Here is a 23,327-nt window from a genome sequence, read left to right on the forward strand (position 1 = left end):
ACCAGACCCGACAAACGCGACGAGACCTGATGGCACACCATCAGGTCTCGTCGCGTTGATCAGGGTTCGTCGGGTCTCGTCAGTGGCGTCGACAACATTCGCGATAAGAGGTACTTACAGCACCCCCAAGTGCCGGTGACATACCTGCCGAGGCGCGCCTCAGCCAAAATGGAGCTGATGCCCGCACCGCAGCGGGCCGCAGTCTCGGAGGCACCATGAACTCGCCATCGTCTCGCCCGAACTTGCTCGTCATCCTCGCCGACGACCTCGGGTTCTCTGACCTCGGCTGCTACGGCGGTGAGATTCCCACCCCGAACCTCGATGCCCTCGCCGCGCGCGGTACGCGCCTCTCGAGCTTCTACACGACCCCGCGCTGCAGCCCCACTCGCGCCTCGCTCATTACCGGCCGCCAGTCGCACGAGGTCGGCATTGGCGTGCTCACGCGCCCCGTCGGCTACCGCGGCTCGATCGACCCCGACGTGCCGACGATCGCAACCGTGCTGCGCGATGCCGGATACGCGACGAGCCTCACCGGCAAGTGGCACCTCGCCGCCGACGTCACCGAGCCGAACGCGAGCTGGCCCACACGTCGGGGGTTTGAGGACTTCTACGGAATCCTCGGCGGCGGCACGAGCTACTTCAATCCGCAGGCGTTCTATGCGGGCGAGCAGCCAATCAGCGTGCCCGCCACCGACGACGAGTTTTACCTCACCAATGCCCTCACCGACCACGCGAAGGAATTCACGGCAAAGGCGGTCGGCCTCGGCGATCCCTTCTTTCTCTACCTCGCGTACACCGCGCCGCACTGGCCGCTGCAGGCGCCGCAGCACGAGATCGACGCGCAGCGCGGCAACTACGCGCAGGGGTGGGATGCGCTGCGCACTGCCCGGCACGAGCGGCAGGACGACCTCGGGCTGTTCCCCGAACCGGTCGCCCTCACCCCGCGGGATGCTGGTGAGCCCGCGTGGGACGATGCGGCCGACCGCGACTGGCAGCAGTCGCGCATGGAGGTCTACGCCGCGCAGGTGGCCGCGCTCGACCGGAACGTCGGTGAGCTTCTCGAGCATCTCGACGAGCTCGGGGTGCGCGACAACACGTTCGTCCTGTTCCTCTCAGATAACGGCGCCGAGGCGTGGGAGCTCGCCCGCGGCAAGTTCCTCGCGCCGCACGTCACACCGAACACGACGCGCGCGGGCGACCCGGTCGAGATCGGCAATGCCTCGGATATCGCCCCGGGCGGCGAGGCGACCTTCACGAGCTACGGTCGCCCCTGGGCAAACGTGTCGATGACGCCGTTCCGCCTCTACAAGACGTGGGTGCACGAGGGCGGCATCGCGGCACCGCTCATCTGCTCGTGGCCGGCCGGCCGGCTCACGCAGGATCGCGTGCAGCATCAGCCGCAGCACGTGGTCGATCTGCTGCCAACCGCCCTCGACGCGCTCGGGGTCGCCGCACCGCAGCACCTCGCCGGCGAGAGTTTTCTCGATGCGCTTCGCGACGACTCACCCGACACGGCGGCGTCAGATCGGGCGCTGTGCTGGGAACACATCGGCAACGCGGCCGTCCGTCGCGGCCGGTACAAGCTCGTGCGCGAACAGGGTGAGCCGTGGGAGCTCTACGACGTGCTCACCGATCGCGCCGAGCTCACCAACCTCGCGGGCGAGCATCCTGAGGTCGTCACCGACCTCGCCGAGGTCTGGGAGACGTGGGCACGCAACCACGGCGTGCAGCCGTGGCCCGACGTCGTGAACGCATATGTTGAGCGCGGCCTCCCCGCGTGGCAGGCGAGGTCGTAGGCGCTCAAGCGAGGTCGCGCACGACGCGGAAACCGATGTGCGATGTCGCGGAATCCTCGGTCTGCGCCGAGCGACCGGCGGGGCGATAGCGCAGGCAGTACTCGGGCGCGCAGAGGTGCGACCCGCCCTTCAGCACGCGCTCGGTACGTCCAGCCTCACCGCGAGCCCCACAGCCGCAGCCGCAGCCGCCCGTCGCGGGCGCCGCCGTGAGCAAGTCACGCCGATGCGAAGGACGATACTCGCTGCTCGTCCACTCCCAGACGTTCCCGATGCAGTCGACCGCGCCAAACCCGTTCGCGGCGAAGCTCCCGACCGGCGAGGTTCCCGTCGCCGCGAATGCCCCGTCGTTGCGGTAGGGAAACGCGCCACGCCACGTGTTCGCGAGCGCGACGCCGTCGGGGTCCCGTTCGCTGCCCCAGGCATACGGCTCCGGGGTCGCGCCACCGCCGGCGAGATACTCGGCCTCGGCCTCGGTGGGGAGCCTGGCGCCGCACCACTGCGCGTAGGCGAGCGCGTCAGCATACGCGACGTGCACGACCGGATGCTCGAACCTCGCGCGGATGTCGGTGCCGGGGCCACCGGGCGCGCGCCAGGATGCGCCGGGCACCCAGCGCCACCACTGCCGCCAGTCGCGTAGGTCGACCGGCCCCGACGTCGGAGTAAAAACGAGCGAGCCGGGTGCTCGGTCACGTTCGTCGAGATCGGGATACTCACCCTCTGGAAGGGGCCGCTCGGCGATCGTGACGTACGCGGTTTCGTCAACGAACCGCGCGAACTCCGCGTTCGTGACGGGCGCACGCGCAGCCTCAAACGAGGGGACCATGCGCTCGTGCGCCGGCGATTCTTCGGGGTAGAAGTCGTTCGACCCCATCACGAACGTGCCGCCGGGCACCGAAATCCAGTGCACGTCGCTCAGTCTTCCGCACTCTTCGGCACGTGCGCCCGGTACCGCTGTTGGATTTCCGGGCGGGTCGCGAGCGGCAGCGTCACGGCTCCCGGTGGCCGCCAATCGGGCGCGCGGCCCCGCAGCGCCACGGCTGCCTGCGCCGATGCGCCGAGCGCGACATACTCGGCGGCATTCGGCACCGTCACCCGCACATCGATCACTTCGCTCGCGACCTGACGAACCGCCGGACTCGCGGCGGCACCGCCGATGAGCAGGACGCGCTCGATGTCGACGCCGGCCGCACGAAGCGCGGCCAGCCCCTCCGCCAACCCGCAGAGCATCCCCTCGATCGCCGCGCGCGCGAAATTCTCTCGAGTCGCCGACTCGTGCGTCATGCCGAACATCGTTGCGGTCGCATCGGGCAGGTTTGGGGTGCGCTCCCCGGCGAAGTAGGGCTGCAGCACGAGCCCGCCAGCACCCGATGGCGCCGCGAGCGCCAACTCACTGAGCCCCGCGTGATCGACGCCGAGCAGGCTCGCGGTCGTATCGAGCACACGCGCCGCGTTCAACGTTGCGACGAGCGGCAGGTACCCGCCGTCGGCCGCCGCGAAGCCAGCAATCGTGCCCGTTGGATCAACGGTGGGGTGCTCGGTGCGCGCGAATGACGTCCCGCTCGTACCGATCGAGACCACGGCGTCGCCAGGCCGGAGGTGGAGCCCGAGCGCGGCGCCGGCGTTGTCGCCGGCACCGGCGCCAACCACAAGGCCCTCGGGAATTCCCGAGTGCGAAGCCGTGCGCCCGGCACTCTCCCTGGGCGCAAGCACTCGGGGCAGCATGACGTCGTGGCCGAGCGTGGCGATCACGAGCTCGCGGTCCCAGTCACCGCACACGGAGTCCGGGTCGCTCCCCCGCCAGTAGCCGGTACCGGAGGCGTCCGAGCGGTCGGTCACGAGCTCGTCGAGGTCGGGGCGCTCTGGCCCGAACCCGCGCAGCCGCCAGGTGAGCCAGTCGTGCGGGAGCGCGACGGCGGCGACGCGCTCGGCCGCCTCGGGTTCGTGGTCACGCAACCAGCGAAGCTTCGAGATGGTGAACGAAGAAACGGGCACGAGCCCGGTGCGCCGGGCGAGCGATTCGGCACCGAACTCCTCGATGAGCGCGTCGGCCGCGGTCGCGGCGCGAGTGTCGTGCCACAGCATCGCCGGCCGCACGACCCGCCCTGCCCCGTCGAGCGCCACGAGCCCGTGCTGTTGCGCCGCGATCGACACTGCGGCGACGTCGTCGAGCCCGCCCGCCGCATCCACCGCGCCGAGCAGTGCCTGCCACCACGCCTCGGGGTCGACCTCGGTTCCGGGCGGATGCGCAGCGCTGCCGGTTCGGAGTATCGCGCCGGTCTCGAGGTCGCGCACGACGACCTTGCAGCTCTGCGTCGATGAGTCGATGCCGGCGACGGCGGTTTGGCGCATGTTAGCGAGCATCGACTTTTCAGCGAGCACCGAGGAGATGCTCGGTCGCGAGCTGCTGCAGACGCACGAATCCGGCCCCTTGCCCGTCGAAATATGACGCGTGATCGAAGTCCTCGTATGCCGAACGGTCGGCAAGCAAGTCACTCACGCGCTCTCCTTCGGCAAGCGTGGGCTCCGCGAGCTCCGCCACCTTCGCCGCCGCGAGGGCCTCCTGCACCTCGGGGTCGGCACGGAATGCCTGCGCGCGCTCCTTGAGCAGCAGGTAGTTCCGCATGTTCGCGGCAGCCGACTCCCACACACCTCGCGAATCCTCGGTGCGCGAGGGCTTGTAGTCGAAGTGCCGCGGGCCGTCATACGCCTTGCCGCCGTGCACCCCGCCGTGCTCGAGCAGGTCGACGAGCGCGAAGGCGTTGTGCAGGTCGCCGTGGCCGAACACGAGGTCTTGGTCGTACTTGATGCCCCGCTGACCGTTGAGGTCGATGTGGAAAAGCTTCCCGTGCTCGAGTGCCTGCGCGATGCCTGCGGCGAAGTTGAGCCCGGCCATCTGCTCGTGCCCAACCTCGGGGTTGACGCCAACGAGTTCCGGGCGATCGAGGGTCGCGATGAACGCGAGTGCGTGCCCCACGGTGGGAAGCAGGATGTCGCCGCGCGGCTCATTCGGCTTCGGCTCGATCGCGAATCGCAGGTCATAGCCGCGGTCGGCGACGTACTCGGTGAGCAGGTTCACGGCCTCGCGGTAGCGCGCGAGCGCGCTACCGACATCCTTCGCGGCGTCGTACTCCGCGCCCTCGCGGCCGCCCCACATCACAAACGTTCGGGCACCGAGTTCGGCCGCGAGGTCAATATTGCGCAGCACCTTGCGCAGCGCGAAGCGTCGCACCTGTCGGTCGTTCGAGGTGAACCCGCCGTCTTTGAAGACGGGTGCCGAGAACAGGTTCGTCGTGACCATTGGCACGGTGAGGCCGGTCTCGGCGAGCACGCCGGCGAGTCGGGCAATCTGCGTGTCGCGGTGTGAGTCGGTCGCGGCAAACCCGAAGAGGTCGTCATCGTGAAAGGTGACGCCGGCGGCGCCGAGCTCGGCGAGACGGTGCACCGCGTCGACAACGTCGATTGGGCTGCGGGTGGGGCCGCCGAACGGGTCGGTCCCGTCATAGCCGATGGTCCATAGGCCGAACGTGAACTGGTCGGCGGGAGTGGGTGCGGGGGCGGGGGCGGGGATGGGGGCTGGGAGGGTCATGGCACTCCTTCGTGCGAATATGTTGTCCTGCACAACATACTATGCTGGAGACATGGACGGAATGCTTCAGGCCACGCGAGGGCACGGCGGGCACTCGAGTCACGCCCGCGTGCTCAAGCTGGTGCACCGCGCCGGCCCCCACTCGCGAGCCGCGATTACGGAGCGCACGGGCCTGAATCGCTCGACCGTCGCGCACGTCGTCGCCGACCTTGCGAAGGCGGGTCTTGTCGCACAATCCGACCCCGCATCCACCGAGAATCGAGTCGGCCGCCCATCGCCCACCGTGTCGGCGATCGCCGACGTTGCCGTGCTTGCCGCGAACCCCGAAGTCGACGCCCTGACGCTCGCGGTCATCGGCCTCGACCGCAGCGTTCGCGCGAGGGCCCGGATTCCCTTCCACGAGTCGCCGACGCCTGAGCAGGTTGTCGCCGCACTCACGACGCAGCTGGACACTTGGCGCGCAGGCGACCTGCGTGCAGTGCGATTCATTGGGGTCGGGCTCGCAGTTCCCGGGCTGGTGCGCGAACCAGACGCGCTCGTGCGCGATGCGCCGCACCTCGGCTGGCGTGACGTCGCCCTGCGTGAACTGCTCGAGCCAATGTGCGGGCTCCCGGTGTCGCTCCGCAATGACGCGACGCTCGGCGTCTGGGCCGAGCGACTCTACGGCGCGGCGCGGGATGCCGACGACGCGATCTATCTCAATGGCGGCGCGAGCGGTATCGGTGGCGGGCTCGTCATCGGCGGCGCGCTCGTGCACGGCGCGAACGGCTACGCGGGCGAGTTTGGCCACAACCACCCGGGCGGCGCCCAGCCCGACGATCTTTCCACGGCCGGCGGCACCCTCGAGGACGAGGTAAACCGAGCGCGCCTCGTTCGCGCGCTCGGACTCCGAGATCTGGACGATCCCGCGCTCGCTGCTGCACTCGCATCAGCGCACGGCCCGGCGCTCGACGAGGCGAACCGACAGCGTCGCGTACTCGCGGCGGCGATCGCGAACGCCGCGAACGTCCTCAACCCCACGCGCGTCGTGCTCGGCGGTTTTCTCGCAATGCTCGCCGAACTCGACCTGGACGAACTGCATCGCCTGGTAATCGCGTCGACACTCCCCGCAAACGGCGAGGCTCTCGACATCCGCCCCGCCGAACTCGCCGATGACCGCCTGCTCGTCGGCGCCGCCGAACTCGCGTTCGCGCGACTCCTCGACTCTCCACTGACCCACGCCGACGCCCCGGCGGCAGAATCCCCCTGACCCAGGAGCCAACATGAAGTTCCCGAATCCCCTTCTCCCGGGGTTCCACCCCGACCCGAGCATCGTGCGCGTCGACGACGACTATTACCTCGTCACTTCGACGATGGAGTATCTCCCCGGGTTCCCGATCTATCGCGGCCGCGGAGACCTGTTCGAGTGGGAACACATCGGCAACGTCGCCGATCGACCCGGACAACTCGACCTCGACGGCACGCCGACCGGCGGCGGCGGTTGGGCGCCGACGATTCGCCACCGAGACGGCACGTTCTACGTGGTCGTGACCGACCGCTGGGGTCGCGGCACGCTGCTGTTTACCGCGGCCGACCCAGCTGGCCCGTGGAGCGACGGAATCGTGCTCGACCTCGACAACGCGATCGACCCCGACATCACCTGGACCGACGACGGCACGTGCCTGCTCACCTACGCAGTCCTGCCGTTCGGAGGCGGAGAGGAGGGCATCTTCCAAGCGGCCCTCGATCCCGAGTCGGGCGCGCTCCTCGAGGCGCCCCGGCGCCTGTGGTCGGGCACCGGCATGATGCTCCCGGAGGCCCCGCACCTCTATCGCCGCAACGGCTGGTGGTACCTCGTTATCGCCGAGGGCGGCACGGCCCGCGGCCACTCGGTGAGCGTCGCCCGGAGCCGCAGGCCCGACGGTGCGTTCGAACCGGCGCCGCACAACCCCATCCTCACGGCCCGGAGCTCCGACCAGCCGGTGCAAAACGTCGGCCACGCCGATTTCGTCGAGACGCAAGACGGCGACTGGTTCGCGGTCGTGCTTGGCTCGCGCATCCGCGGCATGATGCCCGGTTTCTCGGCGCTCGGGCGCGAGACCTACGCCACGTCAATCGCCTGGCACGATGACTGGCCGCATCTCGCACAGATCGAGCTTGCGCCTCAGCCTGAGGCCGTACAACGCTGGACTCCGGACCCCAGCGGGCTCGGCCCCGAATGGCTCGGCGTTCGGCGGCTCCCGACTGAGTTCACCGAAGTTGTCGACGGGCGGCTCCTCGTGCACGCGGACGGTGCCTCGCTCGATGATCCCACTCCGACATTCGTCGGCCGCCGCGAGCGGCATCTCACCTCCCGAACGACGGCATGCCTCGACGTCTCGCGCGGCGAGGGCGGGCTCGTGCTGCGGTTCCGCGAGGGCGCGTGGTGCGAGATCGGCGTGCACGACGAACGCCTCGTCGCCACCGTGAGTGCGGCCGGGCTCCGACAGCAATGGCTGGCCGAATCACCGGTGACCGACGTCGTGCACCTCACGATTCGCACCCGGCGCCCGCGCGGGAACCCGTTCAACACCCTCGCGCCCGATTTCATCGACCTCGCGGTAGAAGTCGATGGCGAGCCCGAGGTCGTGGCCACGATCGACGGCCGCCTGCTCTCGGCCGAATTCGCCGCCTCAATGAGCGGCCGCATCATCGGTGTGGCCGCGACGAGCGGCGTCATCGGTGTCGACTGGATCGACACCGACGGCGACGACAGCTGAGCTACGCCGCGGAAACGCGGCGGCGCTCCGCCGCCGCGTCATCGTGCCGCTGGAACCAGTCGACCATGAAGTCGAGAAACTGGCGCACCCGCTCGGGGGTCTGCGCACCGGGTCCGTGCACAGCGTAGAGGGCGCGAGGCTCCGGCTCGAACTCCGTGAGCACCTCAACGAACTCGCCCCGTTCGAGTTCGTCTTCGGCGAGCCGGCGGGGCACGATGCCGATGCCGAGGCCGCGGCGCACGGAGTCCTTGATCACGGCGTACGCGTTCGTCGTCAGCCTGGGCCGACTGATCTTTGCCAGTACGGGCGCCCGGCCGTCACGCACGAGCTTCCACGTCGTGTCACTCGCGTGCGTGAGACAGTCGTGCTCCACGAGCTCGCGAACATTTGTTGGCGCACCGTGTTCTGCGAGGTAGTCGCGAGACGAGACGAGCACGAAGTCGAGTACGGCGATCCGCCGCACCTTCACTCGGGAGTCGCGCAGCTCGCGCGCGTGAAACGCGATGTCGAAGCCGCGGTCGATGAAGTCATAGACGCGGTCGGAGATTCCACCGAGCTGGAAGTTCACCTGGGCGCGCGGATGCGCTTCGAGGTAGTCGCCGATCGCGTCGCCAAGATCGAGGAGCCCGAACCACTTTGGGCTAATGATCGAGATCTTGCCCTCGTCCGCATCCTTGTCGACAACGAGCCGATCGTGTTCCGCCTCGATCTCGGCAAGGATGCGGTCGGCAAACGCCGCGTAGTCGGCCCCGGCCTCGGTGAGGCGCACGGCCCGCGGCGTGCGGTGCACGAGCTGCACGCCGACATCGGCCTCGACCGCGGCCACGTGCCGCGAGACGAGCGACGGCGAGATCGCGAGCTCGGCCGCCGCCGCGGTGAACGACGACGACCTCGCGACGGCGACGAACGTCCGCATGCCGGTAAATCGGTCCATCGGGAGCTCCTATGCAGTGGCGCGCAGCGCCCGGGCTCGCTTGCGTTCCGCGCGGCGCTCGTCGCGACCCTCTGGTGTCGAGGCCGGGGTGGCACGCAGCAGCCGCTGCGTGTACGGGTCTTGCGGATGCTCGAACACGGTCTCGGTGTCGCCGAGCTCGACGAGGTGTCCCTGATTCATCACGCCAACCCTGTGCGCAATGTGCCGAACGAGGCCGAGATCGTGCGCAATAAAGAGGTAGCTCATGCCCGTCGCCTCCTGGAGGTCGGCGAGCAGGTTGATGATTTGCCCCTGGGTCGAGAGGTCGAGGGCGCTCACCGCTTCATCACAGATCACGAGCTTCGGGTTGAGCACGAGCGCCCGGGCGATGCCGACGCGCTGCTGCTGCCCGCCCGAGAGCTCGTTCGGGAACCGGCCGAGGTGTGCCCGCGTGAGCCCGACCATTTCGATCGCCTCTTCGATGCGTCGGCGCCGTTCCTTGCGGTCGCGCACGCCGTGGCGCTGCAGTGAAAGCTGCAAGGTGTGCGAGATGAGGTGGCGCGGGTTGAGCGATGCCGACGGGTCTTGGAACACCGCCTGCACCTCGCGTCGGTAGCTCAGCGGCGTGCGCGCGCCCCACTTCGTGATGTCGACGCCGTCGAACTCGATCGCCCCGCTCACGGTCGGGAGAAGCCGCAGGATCGCGCGGCCGGTGGTGCTCTTGCCCGAGCCTGACTCGCCAACGATCGCGAGGGTCTCGCCCGTGCCGATGTCGAACGACACCTCGTGGATCGCCGGCACGACGGTCATTCCACCGAAGAAGTTGGCCTGCTTCGGATACCCGGCGACGAGGTCGCGCACGCGTAGCAGCGGGGTGGTCGTACCGGTCATCGGTTTGCTCCCGTCTCGTTGAGTTCATCGATCAGCGCATCGATCTCGGCGCGGGTGTCGCCGTCGATCGTTGGGAGGCGCCCCGAGGACTCCGCGTTGAGCGGGTTCGCCGCGAGGAGCGCCCGCGTGTAGGGGTGCTCGGGAGCGTCGAAGAGTTGCTGCACTGGCGCGGTCTCGACGAGATGGCCGCGGTAGAGCACGGCCGCCCGGTCGCACGCCTCGGCGACGACCCCGAGTGAGTGCGTGATCATGAGCACGCCCATGCCGTACTCGTCGCGGAGATCCATGATGAGGTCGAGCACCTGCGACTGTGTCGTCACGTCGAGCGCGCTTGTCGCCTCGTCGGCGATGAGGAGTTCGGGCTCCGCGGCGAGCGCCATCGCGATCGCGACGCGCTGCGCCATGCCGCCCGAGAACTGGTGTGGGTAGTCGTCGAGCCGGCCGGCGGCGCCCCGAACGCCCACGCGCTCGAGCAGCTCAACGGCGCGCTCACGTGCCTGCTTGCGGTTCATCCCCTTGTGGAGCCGCAGCGGTTCGATGAGCTGCGTACCGACGGTGTGCACCGGCGACAGGGCGGTCATCGGGTCTTGGAACACCGCGCCCATCTTCGTGCCGCGCACGCGTCGCAGCACGCCCTGGTTCGCGCCGGCGAGCTGCACGCCATCGAGCTTGATCGACCCGTGGTCGAGCCAGGTTCCCGCGGGCAGCATGCCGAGCACCGCGCGGGCGAACGTCGACTTGCCCGAGCCGGATTCACCGAGAAGACCAACGATTTCGCCCTTCGCGACGTTGAGGGTCGCGTTGTTCACGATCTTCGTCGGCGTGCGCGAGGCCGTCGCGAGCGCGACCGTCACCTCCCGCGCATCCAACACGAGGTCGGCGTCGTCGATCGTCGGCTCCGGAATCGCGGTGGTCGAAAGCGTCACCTGCTTCGGGTCGACGTCGGGCTGACGCACCACGCGAGGGCGTCGGCGCCGCTCACCCGTGAGCGCGTCGTTGAAGCCGTCGCCGAAGAGGTTGAACGCGAGCACGATGACGAGAATCGCAAGGCCGGGCGGCCACATGAGGTAGGCGGCCTGACTCTTGTTGTCGACGGCGAGGCTGAGCATGGACCCCCACGATGGCGTCTCTGAGTCGAGACCGATCCCGAGGAAGCTCATCGCCGACTCGATCATGATCGCCGAGCCGAAGTAGACCATGGCCTGCGTCACGATCGGGCCAATGAGGTTCGGTAGCACCTGCCCGAAGATAAGCTCGCGCTTCGACAGGCCGGCAACCTCGCCGGCCTCGACGTAGAGCTTGTTGCGCTCCACGAGCACGATCGCTCGCGTGAGTCGGGTGAACGCCATCGAGAAGATGAGCCCGATCGCGAACATGAGGATGAACATGTTGCGGCCGAGAATCGTGACGACAGTGAGGCCCGTGAGCATGCCGGGCAGTGACTGCAGCATGTCGACGAAGCGCATGCCGATGCGGTCCCACCAGCCGCCGAGGAAACCGAACAGGAGGCCGAGTGGGACGCCGATCACCATGGCGATGGCGACCGACCCGACCGCAACCGTGAGCACGGCGCGGGCACCGAAGATCAAGCGCGAGAGCACATCATGGCCGAGGTCGTCGGTGCCGAGCGGATACGTGGCCGACGGGCTGGCGAAGACGGCGTCGAAGTGTGTCTCGTTCGGGTCCATCGGCGCAAGCACCGGCGCAAAGATTGCGGCGATCGCGGCAATGATGATGACGACGAGCGAGATGACGGTGATGGGCTGCTTGAGCAGCCGGGCGACGACTCGGCCGACGTTGCTCGCCTGCTTCTCTCGCGGCTGGGCCGCACTCGTACGGATCGCCGTGGTGGTGGTCTGGCTCATTCTGGACGCGCCTTCGGATTGACGAGCCCGAAGATGATGTCGAGCACGATATTGACGAGGATGACGAGGCCGGCAACGATGAGCACGCCGGTCTGCACCACGGCGTAGTCCTTGCCCGTGACGCTGCGCAGCAGCAACGAACCGATGCCGGGCACCGAGAACACCTTCTCGACTGCGAAGCTCGCACCGAGCATGATGCTCACGGTGATGCCCATCGACGAGAGCACGGGCACGAGGGCGTTCTTGAGCCCGTACCTAAAGATGAGGCGTTGACGCGGCACGCCTGCCGCGGTCAGCGAGTCGATGTAGCGCGACGACATGCTCTGCGCCATCGACGTGCGGGTCTGACGCGCGATCAGTGCCGCGCAGCAGATGCCGAGGGAGAGCGAGGGGAGGATCAGCCCGACGAACCAACCGCTGAGGCTCTGTTCGGGCGGCACCCACGACACGACGGGGAACAGCCCAAGCTGCACGGCGAAGATCACCAGCAGGATGATGCCGAAGAAGAACTCGGGGATCGACATCGTGATCGCGGTGATGGCGGTGCTGATGCGGTCGCGGAGCGAGCCGGGCTTCGTGCCGCCGATGATGCCGAGTGCGAGCCCGACGAGGACGCCGACGATCACGCCGCCGACGAGGATGCTCAGGGTCGCGGGGAGTCGCTCGGCGAACATCTGCGTGACGGGGCGGCCGGTGAGGTAGGACGTGCCGAGGTCACCCTGGAACAGATTGACGTAGTACTCGCCGAGCCGCACGAAGAACGGTCGGTCAAGGCCGAGCTGTGATTCAAGTTTCGCGATGCCATCGGGGGTCGCGCTCGCGCCGAGGATGGCCGCGGCGGGGCTTCCGGGGATGAGGTAGGTCAGGCAGAACACGAGCAGCGTGAGCAGCAGGAGCTGCGGCACGGCCAGGGCAATGCGCGAGACGGTGAGTTTGAACACGGTTTGGCTCCGGGATCGTGGGAGAGGGAGCGTGGGTGACGCGGCTGGGCCACGTCACCCACGCTGAGTTGGTGTCGCTACGCGGTCGGGGTCAGGTCGCGGTAGTTGATCGACTGCGGCTCCCAGGGCTCGCTGGGTGCCGCGACGCCGCTGACGGTCGCCGGGTTGTAGGCGATGCTCTCGACGCCGGTTGCGAAGGCGCAGGTCAGGGCCTCGTCGGCGATGATGCCGGTGACGTCGGCCCACAGCGCGTCGGCCTCGTCGGAGTCGCCGGCGGCGATGGCCTTGTCGGCGGCCGCCTTGAGCTCGTCGCTCTCGACGCCCGACGGGTTACCCGGCGCATCAGCCGCGAACCACGACGAGTACCAGTCGTACGGGGTCAGTTCGTCGTTCGAGGCGAGACCGAGCGGGTACTGACCGCTCGCCCACGAGCTCGCAAACTGGGGCGGGGGCATCGTCTCGACCGAGACACTGACGTTGCCGATCTGGCTCGCCTGTTCCATGTAGATCTTGATTTGCTGCTCGTTGTACGCGGCGGCGGGGATGGTCGCGCTCACCGACGGGCTGCCGGCCTCGGCGTAGAGTTCCTTGGCCTTGTCGAGGTCAGTCTCGTACGCATTGAGGTCGGGGTTGTACCCCTGCTCACCCTCCGCGAAGTGCTGCGTTGCGGCCCCACCGCTGCCGCGCACGTCGACCATTTCCTGCGGGTTCATCGCGTAGCACATGGCCTGACGGAGCTCCTGCGACGCGAACTGGCCGCCCTCACCACGGTCGAAGAAGATGAGGTTGTTGCGGATCGCGGGGTACTCGAGCAGCTCGAACTGGGTGCCCTCGTAGGCGGGCACGCCCTGGTCAGAGACCTCGCTGAGGTCAAGCTCACCGTTCTGAAGCGCCGCGAGCACCGAGTCGTCCTCTTCGATCGCAAAGATCTCAATGTTGGCGAAGCCGGGGGTCTCGCCCCAGTAGTCGGCGAACGAGCTGAAGTGCAGCTTCGTGCCAGTCACCGACAGGCTCTCGTCGTACATCCATGGCGAGGTGCCGACGGGGGTCTGCGCGATGCTGCCGTCTTCGATCGCGGCGGGGCTGCCGATTGGCAGCACGCGTGAGGCGAGCGTCGTGGGCAGCGACGGGGTGGGCTCGGTGAGATTGAGCTTCACCGTGGTGTCGTCGACCACGTCGACCGATTCGATGTGCGAGAGCGCCGACGCGTTCGCGGTTGCGCCATCGCGAACCGTCTCAACGTTGACCTTGACGGCTTCGGCGTTGAAGTCGGTGCCGTCCTGGAACTTCACACCCTCCTGCAGCGTGAGCGTGAGCGCGTCGTCGGTGAGCTCCCAGTCGCTCGCGAGGAACGGTTCGAGCGAACCGTCGTCGGCGAATCCGATCAGGGTCTCGTAGGGCACGCGCATGAGGCCGCCCTCCATCTCCTGCCCGGGCGTCCAGTTCTCAGGGAATCCGTCGTAGTTCACTCGAAGCGTACTGTCGCCCGCCGCTGCGCTGGTGCCGCTCGTTCCCGAGCCGCCACCAGAGCAGCCGCTGAGCACGAGCGCTGCCCCAACGAGGGGAGCGACGATCCGCAAAATGGGGGGTTGTTTGCGCGGCATATGTGCCTCCTTGCATCATGCCTAAGTCGCGTCATGCATCCAAAAAGATATTTCAGACGATTTCGAGTGTAATCATTCGTGAAGGATCCTGCATTGCTTCATCTGCAACATTACCGTGCATGCATTGCACCGTCAGGATTTTCTAGGATTTCCTCTATGACATTGACGTCGCATATTTCCTCCCTCCGCGCAGAGCTCCGTACGGATGCCCCGTGGCAGGCCACCCCGACCCCACGGCTCAGCTGGACGGTCGTGTCCGGCTCACCCAATTGGCAGCAAGACTGGGCCGAACTCCGCTGCGGTGCCGAGGTCGCGCGCATCGAAGGCGACGCGAGCCGCCTCGTCGCCTGGCCGTTCACCCCGCTGCGCGAAGGCGAGCGTCGCGAAGTGTCGGTGCGAGCCGCGTCCACCGCCAACGAGGTCACCGACTGGAGCGAGCCCCTCGACGTACGCGCCGGCTTCGTCGACCACTGGCACGGCGAACCGATCGCCCTCGCCAACCCTGAAACGGTCGCCCGCCCCGCGCGCTTCCGCACGAGCATCCAGCTCGACAAGCCCGTGCGGCAGGCGCTGCTCTATTCGACCGCCCTCGGCGCCGCCGAGTTCCGCGTGAACGGCTCCCCCGTCGACGACTCCGTGCTCGGCCCGGGCTGGACCAGCTACGACCTGCGCACGCTGCACGACACGAACGACATCACGCCCCACCTCGTGCGGGGCGAGAACGTCATCGCCGCGCAGCTCGGCGGCTTTTGGTACACCGAGGAGTACCACGTGCTCACTCCCCCGAAGCGCCACTTCGGCGAACAGCCGGCCATCGCGGCCCAGCTCGTCGTGCGCTACGTCGATGGCACCGTCGAACACTTCGCCACCGGCCCCGGCTGGCGAGCGATCGCCGACCCCGAGGTGCTTGAAAGCGGGTTCTATTCGGGCGAGCGCATCGACGCGTCGGGCGCGATTCCGGGCTGGGATGCTCCCGGCTTCGACGATCGCGACTGGCCGGCCGCGGTTGCGGCCCCGGTCGACCTGCCCCGGCCATCCGCTCGCATCGCCGCGCCGGCCCGCCGCACCGAGACCCGACCGGTGCACGAGGTACGGCGCTTCGACGATCGGCTCCTCCTCGATTTCGGGCAAATTCTCGTCGGCCACCTGCGGCTGCGGGTGACCGGCCCCGCCGGAACCCGCATCGTCGCTCGGCACGCCGAGGTGCTCGACGGCGACGAACTCGCCGTGCGGCCGCTCCGACGCGCGACACAGACCGACGAGTTCGTGCTCGCGGGCGGCGCGCAGGACGTGGCGGGCGCTGAGGAGTTCGAGCCGAAGTTCACGGTGCACGGCTTCCGCTACGTCGAGCTCACGGGCTGGCCCGGCGAGTTCGACCCGAACGACGTCGTCGCAGTCATCATCGGCAGCGACCTTCGGCGCACCGGCTGGTTCGACTGTTCCGACGCGTCGGTAAACCGGCTGCACGAGAACATCGTCTGGACCACGCGGGGCAACTACCTCGGCGTGCCGATGGACTGCCCGCAGCGGGACGAGCGCCTCGGTTGGACCGGCGACACGCAGCTGTTCGCGCCGACCGCGGCGTTTCTCTACGACACCGAGGCGTTCCTTCTCTCGTGGCTGCGCGACCTGCGGCTCGAGCAGCAGCGCGCGGAGGGCGTGGTGCCGCTGTTTGCTCCGACGGTGGTGCCCGACTTCGCCACGCGCGGCCCGGTTGCCGCATGGGGCGACGCGATCGCCATCATTCCCGAGGTGCTCGCGCACGCCACCGGCGACCTCGCGTTACTCGACGAGTTCGCGCCGGCCGTCTTCGACTGGGTCGAGCGCGTGCAGGAGGAGCTCGACGACCTCGGGCTCTGGACCACCGGCCGCCAGCTCGGCGACTGGCTCGACCCGCTCGCCCCGGCGAACGCGCCGGCGCGAGGCCGCACCGACACCGACCTCGTCGCGACGGCCTACGCCGTGCGCACGCTGCGCATCGCCGGCGATCTCGCGGAGCGCACGGGCGACGCCGAACGCGCCGAACGCTATCGGATGCTTGCAGAACGTTCGCGAGCCGCGTTCGAGTCGTCGTTTGTAACGCCCGGCGGCCGCATGATGAACGACACCCAGACTGCGTACGCGATTGCGCTTCGCTTCGCCCTCATCGCCGACCCGGACACTCGCGCACGCGCCGCTGCCCGGCTCGCCGAAGTGGTGCGGCGCGACGGTTTCCACATCGCGACCGGCATCGTCGGCACCTCGATGATCGCGCCCGCGCTCACCGAGTCGGGCTCGCACGCTGAGGCCGAGCGCCTGTTCTTCCAGCCGGAGTCACCGTCGTGGCTGTTCCCCGTGCGGGTCGGCGCCACCACGATCTGGGAGCGCTGGGACGGGCTGCAAGAGGATGGCACGCTGAACCCCGGTGGAATGATCTCGTTCAATCACGTGGCGCTCGGCGCGGTCGGCCAGTGGCTGCACGAGCAGGTGGCGGGCCTCACCGCCGCCGAGCCCGGCTACAAGCGGCTGCGCATCCGCCCGTATCCCCTCGCCGGGCTCGACCACGCTTCGGTACGGCTCGAGACCCCGTACGGCGAGGCCGTCAGCGGCTGGCGTCGTGACGGGGCGGGCACACTCATCGTGCACACTCGCGTGCCCGCCAACACCACCGCCGAGATCGTCCTGCCCGACGGCGCGGAACACCGCGTAGGTTCTGGAGACCACGAATGGCGGGTCGAGCTCGCCGCACCCGCTGCGCCAGTGCCCGTGACGCTCGACTCGTCGATGGCCGACCTCGCCGACAACCCCGCCGCGTACGCCGCCTTCTACCGCGCGCTCGACGCGTCGCCGAACCGGTTCGTCGCCGGCTCGGTGCGCCGCAACGCGCTCTATCGCGAGGGCCTCCGCATTCGCGACGCCCTCGTGTTCGTCGATGCGTCGACGCTCGCTTCCATAGAGACGGCACTCGCCGAGGCGATCGCCTAAGCGGAGCCGTCTCAACGACTCAGAAACGCCGGCCCGCAGTCTGTGGGCCGGCGCTTCTGCGTCTTGGCTATTCCGCGACGATCTCGTTGCGCAGCGTGCCGAGGCCCTCGATCGAGGTTTCGACGACGTCGCCGACGCGAAGGAACTGCCCCTTCGGCGCGCCGATACCCTTCGGCGTGCCCGTCGCGATGAGGTCGCCCGGCATCAGGGTCATCACGGTCGTGAGCTCGACGATCTGGTCGTAGATGTCGTAGATCATGTCGTCGGTGAGGTCATTCTGCCGTTCCTCGCCGTTCACGGTGAGGCGCATCCGCAGCGCGTGCGGGTCGGCGACCTCGTCGGCGGTCGTCAGCCACGGCCCGATCGGCCCGTGGGTGTCGAACGATTTCCCGAGCGTGAACGTCGGCGAGCGCTTGTTCAGCCAGTCGCGCACCGAGAAGTCGTTCGTCACGAGATAACCGGCGATCACGCTGGCGGCGTCTTCACGGGTGACGTGCTTGCACTCGCGGCCGATCACGACGCCGAGCTCGGCCTCGTAGTCGAGCGCGTCAGAGACCTCGGGCTTGACGACGTCGCCGTTCGGCGCATTCAGGCACGACACCTGCTTGTTGAACCAGAACTGGTTCTTCGGCGTCGGAATCCCGTCGCGCGCCGCCTCCTCGGCGTGCTCGCGATAATTCATGCCAATCGCGAGGTACTTCTGCGGGTCATCGATCGGCGCAAGGAGCTCGACCTCGGCGAGCGGATACGCGGAGCCATCCGCCGCCGCGAGCTCGGCACCGCGCTCGGCAAGCTGCGGCAGCAGCGCCTTCACCGACTGCCCGGCCACCTCGGTGACGTCGACGAGCCGGTCGCCATCGACGCGCCCCACGCGAACCTCGGAATCAGCAACGCGGAATCGTGCGAGTTTCATGCCTGCGCCTCCTCGTTCTTGTTTTGCTGTTCGGTTTCGGCCTGCTGCTCGGAGGCGAGCTTGCCCCACACCTGCTCGGTGAGCGGGGTGAGCTGGAAGCTCACGAACCGCCAGGCGCCGTCGTCGTCACGGTGCACGACCTGCGTGACCACACCATCCATCGTGCGTTCCGACCCGTCGGGGTTGCCGAGACGATTGCGGATGCTGCCGGTCACTACCGCGACGTCGTCACCGATGGCATTCACCGTGAGCTCGCCGCGGCTGATCTCGCGGTAGGCGCGTCGCGTCGCTGTGTGCTCGAGAAGTTGCGCCTTGTTCTGCACGAGCCCGGGCGCATGCACGTGCACGAGCCGCTCGTCGTAGATCGCGTCGAGCGCGGGCAAGTCGACCTCGATCAGGGCACGGATGCGCTCAGCCTCGAGCGCCTCGATTGCGTCGACCAGCTCGGCCGACGCGACGCTAACGCTGCTCACCGACGACCTCCCAGGTACGGAACCCCGTAGTCTCGCCGTCGCTGTAGCCCGGCCGCGGCTGCCCCGCGAGCGCGTGGTACTTCGCGAAAATCTCGTCGGCTTCGGCCATCGGCAGCACCTGCTCGATGTCGTCGAACGGCTGCGCGTCGGTACGGTCCTGCACGAGCCGACGAATGACCTCATACGCTTCGCCGCGGTTGGCGAGCACGAGGCGGTTGACCGACTCGAGGCGCTCGGCCTCGAATTCGTGCAGCGCCGCCTCGGGGTCGTCTTGGTGCGCCGCGAGGCGCTCAGCGATTACCCGACCGTCGACGATCGACTGGCAGGCACCGTTGCCACCGCGCGGATACATCGCGTGCGCGGCGTCGCCGATGAGCACGACGCGGCCATCGACCCAGCTGTCGAGCGGGTCGTGGTCGATGAGCGGATAGAGGTACACCTCTTTCGCCTCGCGAAGCATGCGCTGCACGTCAATGAAGTCGATCTTCGTGTCGTCGAAGAGTGGGATGAGCTCGTCGGCCGAACCGGGGTGGTTCCAGTCTTCTTCGACGAGTTCGTCGGCCTCGGTCTCGACGACCCAGTTCACGAGCGTCTTGCCGGTGCCCTCGAAGTCGTGCTTGAGCGGGTACACGATCATCGAGGCGATGCGGGGTGCGCCGATGTGAAGAATCGTGTGCCCGTCGCGGTAGGGCTCCATGAGCGTCACGCCCCGGTACATGCGAATGCCCGAGTACTTCGGGGTCGCCTCGTCGGGGTGCATCTGTGCGCGCACCTGCGACTTGATGCCGTCGGCGGCGATGACGACATCGACGGTGGTTTCAGAGGTCGTGCCGTCGCGGTGGGTGAACTCGAGGCGCACCTTGTCGCCGACGTTCTCGTAGTGGTTGAGCACGCGGCCGAGCTGCACCGCATCTTCGCCGAGGCGCTCGAGCACCGTGCGGTAGAGCAGCATCTGCAGGTAGCCGCGGTGCACGAAGCGCTGGTCGTAGACGTAGCCCATGTGCTTGCCGCACTTTTCGGCGTAGATCTCTTGGCCGTGGTTGTTGAAGAAGATGGAGTCGACGGCCTCGTTCGAGATCTCCTCAAACTGCTCGAGCAGCCCGAGTTCGTCGAGCTCCTTCACGCCGTAGACCTTGATGTCGAGGCCGACGCCGAGGGGCTTCAGCTCTTGCACCTTCTCGTAGATGACGGGGCTGAACCCCTGCTGGTGCAGGCGGAGCGCAGCGGCGAGACCCGCCGGGCCGGCACCGATGATCGCGATGTCCATAGTGGTGACTCCTTTGTCTTGCTAGTCGAGAGTGTCGAGTTGGGGGAACAGTTCGGTGAGAAAGTCGATGCCACGGCGCCAGGCTCGGGCGGCGTTGCGCTCGTGGAAGCCGACGACCGGGTTTTCGGGAGCTCCGCGCAGGCCCTCACTGGTGAAGCCGTGCTTGGTGGCGCCGTAGAGGTCGAGCTCCCAGTCGACGCCGACGCCCGTCAGGGCGGTGTCGAGCCGTGCGCGATCTTCGGCCGAGGCCATGGGGTCGCTCGCGCCGGCGAGCACGAGCACGCGAGCATCACGTTCGGGCCAGTCGAAGTCGAGCAGGTCGAGGCCGGGGTGCACCGCGATCGTGCCGATGACGTCGCCGTGCAGCCGCAGGTGTTCGAGCGCCGACGAGCCGCCGAAGCAGTAGCCCATGTTGACGAGCTTGGCCCCGTCGACTTCGGGCTGTGCTCGGGCGGCGTCATGGGCGGCGGCGATACGGCCGAGCCAGTCGTTCCGGTCGGCCCGGATGCTCCCGAGTAGCTCGCCGACCTCATCCTCTCCCGCGGGCACGCGGCGGCCGCCCCAGACGTCGGCGGCGAACACCGCGAGGCCGATGGCCGCGAGCCGTTCGGCGGTGGCGATCATCTGGCCGCCAAGGCCGAACGCGTCGTGAATCAGCACGACGGCGGGAAGATTCGACGCGCCCGCTGGCGCGATAAGCAGGCCGGACATGGTGGTGCCGGCGTGGCGATAGTCGACGTCACGACGAACGAGCTGCGTCATGCAGTGCCTCCTTGCGGCGTTCGGGAGTTCGGTGCGAGCTGCGGTGCTCGACCCTTCGTAGCGTAATCGCAAACGATCTTTCGCGCGATCACTTCACTTGATTTCCTTTAGGATTTCTTGCACGATATCACCACGCGGTGTGACGACGCACCGCCGGTAGGCAAGGAGACCCCTCATGACGGTTGTCGACATCAACATCCACCACCTCCCCGAAGACCTCTTCACGAACCGCAAGATCTTGAACGGGTTCTTGAACAGCGCACCGCGCGGCTTCGGCGAGATCGCGAGCGTGTTCACCATGGAGAACGGCAAGCAGCAGCTCGTGCTCGAGAAGCCAAAGGGCTTCCAGAACCTCAACTACGTTGAGGGCGACTACTCCGCCGAGGCAAAGCTCGCCGCGATGGACGAGGCCGGCGTCGACTACGGCATCATGCGCGTCCCGGTGTGGCAGGAATGGCTCGACCTCGAGACCTGCAAGGCCGTGAACGACAACGCCGCCTCAATCGTCGAGCGCTCGGGCGGGCGACTGTTCGCGACCGCGGCGGTGCCGCCGTGGGGCGGCGAAGAGAACATCGCCGAGCTGAAGCGCTGCGTTGAAGAACTCGGCTTTGTCGGCGTGCAGCTCGCCTGCCACTACGGCCAGCTCTACCTCGACGACGAGGTCTTCGAGCCTTACCTGCGCGAGATCGAGAAGCTCGGAGTGCCGGTCATCGTGCACCACACTCCCCTGCCGGTCGAGTACCGGTCGATCATCGACTACACGAACCTTCGCCGCGAGTTCGGTCGCATCGTCGACCAGGGCGTGGCCGTCGGCCGCGAGCTGTTCAGCGGCATGTTCGATCGCATGCCGAACCTTCGCTTCATCCACACGATGTTCGGTGGCAACTGGTTCGCGAACCAGGCGCTGCTCACGCCGCACAAGTCGAACAAGAAGGAGGCGATGCAGCGCCTCGACGCAACCGGCGCCGAGAAGATCCAGCAGTACCTCAACGAGAACATCTTCTACGACATGACCCACCCGCACTCGTGGGGCAAGCAGCAGGTCGAGGCGGCGATCGGCATCAGCGGCGCCGACCACTACCTGTTCGGTTCGTCGTTCCCGGTTTTCTACGGCTGGATGGGCCAGGGCGTTGACTTCGTCGAGAACACCCTCGACATCACCGCCGAAGAGCGCGCCGCCGTGCTCTCGGGCAACGCAAAGCGACTGTTCAACCTCCCGATCGATTAACCATGGCGAACGACATCGACGAGTTCTTCTCGAGCGATCGCACGGCGGCGTCGGGCGAGGCAATTGCCCTGCCCGACGCCGACTATCGAGAGTTTGTCTACGACCTCGATGACCCCATCGTCGCGAACTATCGCGAGATGAACCCCGAGGAGTTCACCGAGGATCGGCAGCGCGCGCCGTTCCTGCGCGAGCTGCTTGAGTACTGGAACGGCCTCTACGCCGAACCGTTCGTCGGCATCACCACCGACGGTCGCGTGCGCGAGGGCGTCTACCAGCTCCCCGCGCCTGCGGAAAGCAACCGCGCCGAACCGATCGCTGCGGCCCTCGCGCTCCTCGAGGCGCTCTCGCCAGAGCAGCGCGCCCAGGTGCGCCACGACATCGAGGCACCCGAGTGGCGCGGCTGGAGCAACCCGGAGTTCATCTTCCACCGCATCGGCCTGCGACTCGAACAGCTCGACGCGGCACAGGTCACCGCCGTGCACGACCTCCTGCGGGCATCACTGAGCGAGGTCGGCTACGAGCGAGTCGCCGAGGCGATGGCACTGAACGGTTACCTCGGCGAGCTCACCGAACTGCCGAAGATCATGAACGACCGCAGCTACTGGTTCGCCATCTACGGCACGCCGGGCGCCGACTCCCCCTGGGGATGGCAGCTGTTCGGCCACCACGTCGCGGTGCACTTCGTCGCGGTCGGCGGGCGCGAGGTCATCGCACCCGTGTTCATCGGCGCCGAGCCGGCGATCTCCGACCCAGAGCATCCGCCCGTGTTCGAGCAGCGCGAGCGGCTCGCGCTCGAGCTTGCCGCCTCGTTCACGCCCGAGCAGCGCGAACGGGCCGTCGTGTACGACTCGGTGCTCGACGACGCGATGCCCGAGGGGCGCATCCACCCCGCCGACGAGCGACACGTCGCCGGCGCGTTCCGCGACAACCGCGTCGTGCCCACCGAGGGCATTCGCGTGCGCGAACTGGATGCGCGCCAGCAGCAAGTCGTGCGCGACATCGTTCGCGACAGCCTCGCGCTACTCGACGATGCGGAGCTCGCGCGCACCCTCGCCGAGTACGACGCCGTCGTCGACGACACCTGGGTGAGCTGGTACGGCGCGACGGATGGGTCGACGCCGTCGTACCTGCGCGTGCAGGGCCCGTCGGTGCTCACCGAGCTCGATCACCACGCGGGCGTGTGGCTGAGTAATCGAACCCCGGCCCGTTTCCACGTGCACTCGACCCTGCGTCATCCGAATGGCAATGACTACGGCAAGGAGCTGCTGCGCCAGTGGCGGGCACAGCAGGAGCAGCCCGCCGACGCCTAGTTTCATAGTATTGATACTGTTTCAATGCTTTGATACTCTCGCTCGTGATCCGCAACGCTGCGGGTCACGAGCGAGA

18 protein-coding genes are annotated in these 23,327 nt (G+C 67.9%); 6 read left to right on the forward strand and 12 right to left on the reverse strand.

Going from position 1 to position 23,327, the window contains the following annotated elements; genetic code table 11:
• Positions 1-215 precede the first annotated feature (215 nt).
• Positions 216-1,796 carry an arylsulfatase gene (locus tag G328_RS0107650; protein WP_019618759.1) on the forward strand — a complete coding sequence of 527 codons (1,581 nt, stop codon included), beginning with the start codon at positions 216-218 and terminating at the stop codon, positions 1,794-1,796.
• Between the two features lie 4 nt (positions 1,797-1,800).
• Here G328_RS0107650 and G328_RS0107655 read toward each other — a convergent pair whose 3' ends face one another.
• The 3 genes from G328_RS0107655 to xylA are packed head-to-tail and all read right to left on the reverse strand — an operon-like array spanning position 1,801 to position 5,382.
• The gene (locus tag G328_RS0107655; protein ID WP_019618760.1) at positions 1,801-2,703 is read right to left on the reverse strand and encodes an SUMF1/EgtB/PvdO family nonheme iron enzyme; all 903 of its coding nucleotides are present in this window, start codon (positions 2,701-2,703) and stop codon (positions 1,801-1,803) included.
• 5 nt (positions 2,704-2,708) lie between these two features.
• Positions 2,709-4,145, reverse strand: coding sequence for a xylulokinase (gene xylB / locus G328_RS0107660; RefSeq protein ID WP_051082882.1), 1,437 nt, complete (start codon positions 4,143-4,145; stop codon positions 2,709-2,711).
• A gap of 19 nt (positions 4,146-4,164) precedes the next feature.
• A complete protein-coding gene (gene xylA / locus G328_RS0107665; RefSeq protein ID WP_019618762.1) occupies positions 4,165-5,382 on the reverse strand; it encodes a xylose isomerase in 1,218 nt (405 codons plus the stop codon).
• 52 nt (positions 5,383-5,434) lie between these two features.
• Between xylA and G328_RS0107670 the strand changes: the two genes are divergently transcribed.
• Complete coding sequence (locus G328_RS0107670) at positions 5,435-6,631, forward strand: ROK family transcriptional regulator (protein ID WP_019618763.1); 1,197 nt, start codon at positions 5,435-5,437, stop codon at positions 6,629-6,631.
• Positions 6,632-6,644: 13 nt separating this feature from the next.
• Entirely contained in the window at positions 6,645-8,120 is a 1,476-nt protein-coding gene (locus G328_RS0107675; RefSeq protein ID WP_019618764.1) for a glycoside hydrolase family 43 protein, read from the forward strand.
• 1 nt (position 8,121) lies between these two features.
• Here the strand turns inward: G328_RS0107675 and G328_RS0107680 are convergent, their stop codons facing one another.
• The 5 genes from G328_RS0107680 to G328_RS0107700 form a co-directional block, all read right to left on the reverse strand.
• Entirely contained in the window at positions 8,122-9,054 is a 933-nt protein-coding gene (locus G328_RS0107680; protein ID WP_019618765.1) for a LysR family transcriptional regulator, read from the reverse strand.
• A gap of 9 nt (positions 9,055-9,063) precedes the next feature.
• Positions 9,064-9,924, reverse strand: a complete 861-nt coding sequence (locus G328_RS0107685; protein ID WP_019618766.1) for an ATP-binding cassette domain-containing protein — start codon at positions 9,922-9,924, stop codon at positions 9,064-9,066.
• Positions 9,921-11,789, reverse strand: a complete 1,869-nt coding sequence (locus tag G328_RS14730) for a dipeptide/oligopeptide/nickel ABC transporter permease/ATP-binding protein (RefSeq protein ID WP_019618767.1) — start codon at positions 11,787-11,789, stop codon at positions 9,921-9,923. The genes G328_RS0107685 and G328_RS14730 overlap by 4 nt, the downstream gene beginning before the upstream one ends.
• Positions 11,786-12,730 carry an ABC transporter permease gene (locus tag G328_RS0107695; RefSeq protein ID WP_019618768.1) on the reverse strand — a complete coding sequence of 315 codons (945 nt, stop codon included), beginning with the start codon at positions 12,728-12,730 and terminating at the stop codon, positions 11,786-11,788. The genes G328_RS14730 and G328_RS0107695 overlap by 4 nt, the downstream gene beginning before the upstream one ends.
• Before the next feature lie 77 nt (positions 12,731-12,807).
• Positions 12,808-14,199, reverse strand: a complete 1,392-nt coding sequence (locus G328_RS0107700) for an ABC transporter substrate-binding protein (RefSeq protein WP_187325746.1) — start codon at positions 14,197-14,199, stop codon at positions 12,808-12,810.
• Positions 14,200-14,490: 291 nt separating this feature from the next.
• Here G328_RS0107700 and G328_RS0107705 point away from each other — a divergent pair, with 291 nt between their 5' ends.
• On the forward strand, positions 14,491-17,298 hold the full coding sequence (locus G328_RS0107705) for an alpha-L-rhamnosidase (RefSeq protein WP_026339739.1): 2,808 nt from the start codon (positions 14,491-14,493) through the stop codon (positions 17,296-17,298).
• Between the two features lie 67 nt (positions 17,299-17,365).
• Here G328_RS0107705 and G328_RS0107710 read toward each other — a convergent pair whose 3' ends face one another.
• From G328_RS0107710 to G328_RS0107725, 4 genes are read right to left on the reverse strand one after another with little or no spacing between them, the layout of a single operon-like run.
• Complete coding sequence (locus tag G328_RS0107710; RefSeq protein ID WP_019618771.1) at positions 17,366-18,211, reverse strand: fumarylacetoacetate hydrolase family protein; 846 nt, start codon at positions 18,209-18,211, stop codon at positions 17,366-17,368.
• Positions 18,208-18,684, reverse strand: coding sequence for a YybH family protein (locus G328_RS0107715; RefSeq protein ID WP_019618772.1), 477 nt, complete (start codon positions 18,682-18,684; stop codon positions 18,208-18,210). The genes G328_RS0107710 and G328_RS0107715 overlap by 4 nt, the downstream gene beginning before the upstream one ends.
• Positions 18,671-19,951 (reverse strand): FAD-dependent monooxygenase, encoded by a 1,281-nt coding sequence (locus G328_RS0107720; RefSeq protein WP_019618773.1) that lies wholly within the window; start codon positions 19,949-19,951, stop codon positions 18,671-18,673. The genes G328_RS0107715 and G328_RS0107720 overlap by 14 nt, the downstream gene beginning before the upstream one ends.
• Before the next feature lie 21 nt (positions 19,952-19,972).
• Positions 19,973-20,713 (reverse strand): dienelactone hydrolase family protein, encoded by a 741-nt coding sequence (locus G328_RS0107725; RefSeq protein ID WP_019618774.1) that lies wholly within the window; start codon positions 20,711-20,713, stop codon positions 19,973-19,975.
• Between the two features lie 175 nt (positions 20,714-20,888).
• On the opposite strand from G328_RS0107725, the gene G328_RS0107730 reads away from it, so the two are divergent.
• Together G328_RS0107730 and G328_RS0107735 are read left to right on the forward strand one after the other, a co-directional pair.
• Positions 20,889-21,941 carry an amidohydrolase family protein gene (locus tag G328_RS0107730; RefSeq protein WP_019618775.1) on the forward strand — a complete coding sequence of 351 codons (1,053 nt, stop codon included), beginning with the start codon at positions 20,889-20,891 and terminating at the stop codon, positions 21,939-21,941.
• A 2-nt stretch (positions 21,942-21,943) separates the two neighbouring features.
• Positions 21,944-23,251, forward strand: a complete 1,308-nt coding sequence (locus tag G328_RS0107735; protein WP_019618776.1) for a DUF3500 domain-containing protein — start codon at positions 21,944-21,946, stop codon at positions 23,249-23,251.
• The last annotated feature ends 76 nt before the right edge of the window (positions 23,252-23,327 follow it).

Origin of the sequence: [Zimmermannella] faecalis ATCC 13722, assembly GCF_000381765.1 — a bacterium.
Classification (GTDB): Bacteria; Actinomycetota; Actinomycetes; order Actinomycetales; family Microbacteriaceae; genus Gulosibacter; species Gulosibacter faecalis.

Excerpts from the sequence above, each read along its gene's own strand:
- G328_RS0107675 (WP_019618764.1), top strand. The coding sequence starts at position 6,645 with ATGAAGTTCCCGAATCCCCTTCTCCCGGGGTTCCACCCCGACCCGAGC.
- G328_RS0107725 (WP_019618774.1), bottom strand. The coding sequence starts at position 20,713 with ATGACGCAGCTCGTTCGTCGTGACGTCGACTATCGCCACGCCGGCACC.
- G328_RS0107735 (WP_019618776.1), top strand. The coding sequence starts at position 21,944 with ATGGCGAACGACATCGACGAGTTCTTCTCGAGCGATCGCACGGCGGCG.
- G328_RS0107720 (WP_019618773.1), bottom strand. The coding sequence starts at position 19,951 with ATGGACATCGCGATCATCGGTGCCGGCCCGGCGGGTCTCGCCGCTGCG.
- G328_RS0107650 (WP_019618759.1), top strand. The coding sequence starts at position 216 with ATGAACTCGCCATCGTCTCGCCCGAACTTGCTCGTCATCCTCGCCGAC.
- G328_RS0107710 (WP_019618771.1), bottom strand. The coding sequence starts at position 18,211 with ATGAAACTCGCACGATTCCGCGTTGCTGATTCCGAGGTTCGCGTGGGG.
- G328_RS0107680 (WP_019618765.1), bottom strand. The coding sequence starts at position 9,054 with ATGGACCGATTTACCGGCATGCGGACGTTCGTCGCCGTCGCGAGGTCG.
- G328_RS14730 (WP_019618767.1), bottom strand. The coding sequence starts at position 11,789 with ATGAGCCAGACCACCACCACGGCGATCCGTACGAGTGCGGCCCAGCCG.
- G328_RS0107670 (WP_019618763.1), top strand. The coding sequence starts at position 5,435 with ATGGACGGAATGCTTCAGGCCACGCGAGGGCACGGCGGGCACTCGAGT.
- xylB (WP_051082882.1), bottom strand. The coding sequence starts at position 4,145 with ATGCGCCAAACCGCCGTCGCCGGCATCGACTCATCGACGCAGAGCTGC.
- xylA (WP_019618762.1), bottom strand. The coding sequence starts at position 5,382 with ATGACCCTCCCAGCCCCCATCCCCGCCCCCGCCCCCGCACCCACTCCC.
- G328_RS0107730 (WP_019618775.1), top strand. The coding sequence starts at position 20,889 with ATGACGGTTGTCGACATCAACATCCACCACCTCCCCGAAGACCTCTTC.
- G328_RS0107705 (WP_026339739.1), top strand. The coding sequence starts at position 14,491 with ATGACATTGACGTCGCATATTTCCTCCCTCCGCGCAGAGCTCCGTACG.
- G328_RS0107685 (WP_019618766.1), bottom strand. The coding sequence starts at position 9,924 with ATGACCGGTACGACCACCCCGCTGCTACGCGTGCGCGACCTCGTCGCC.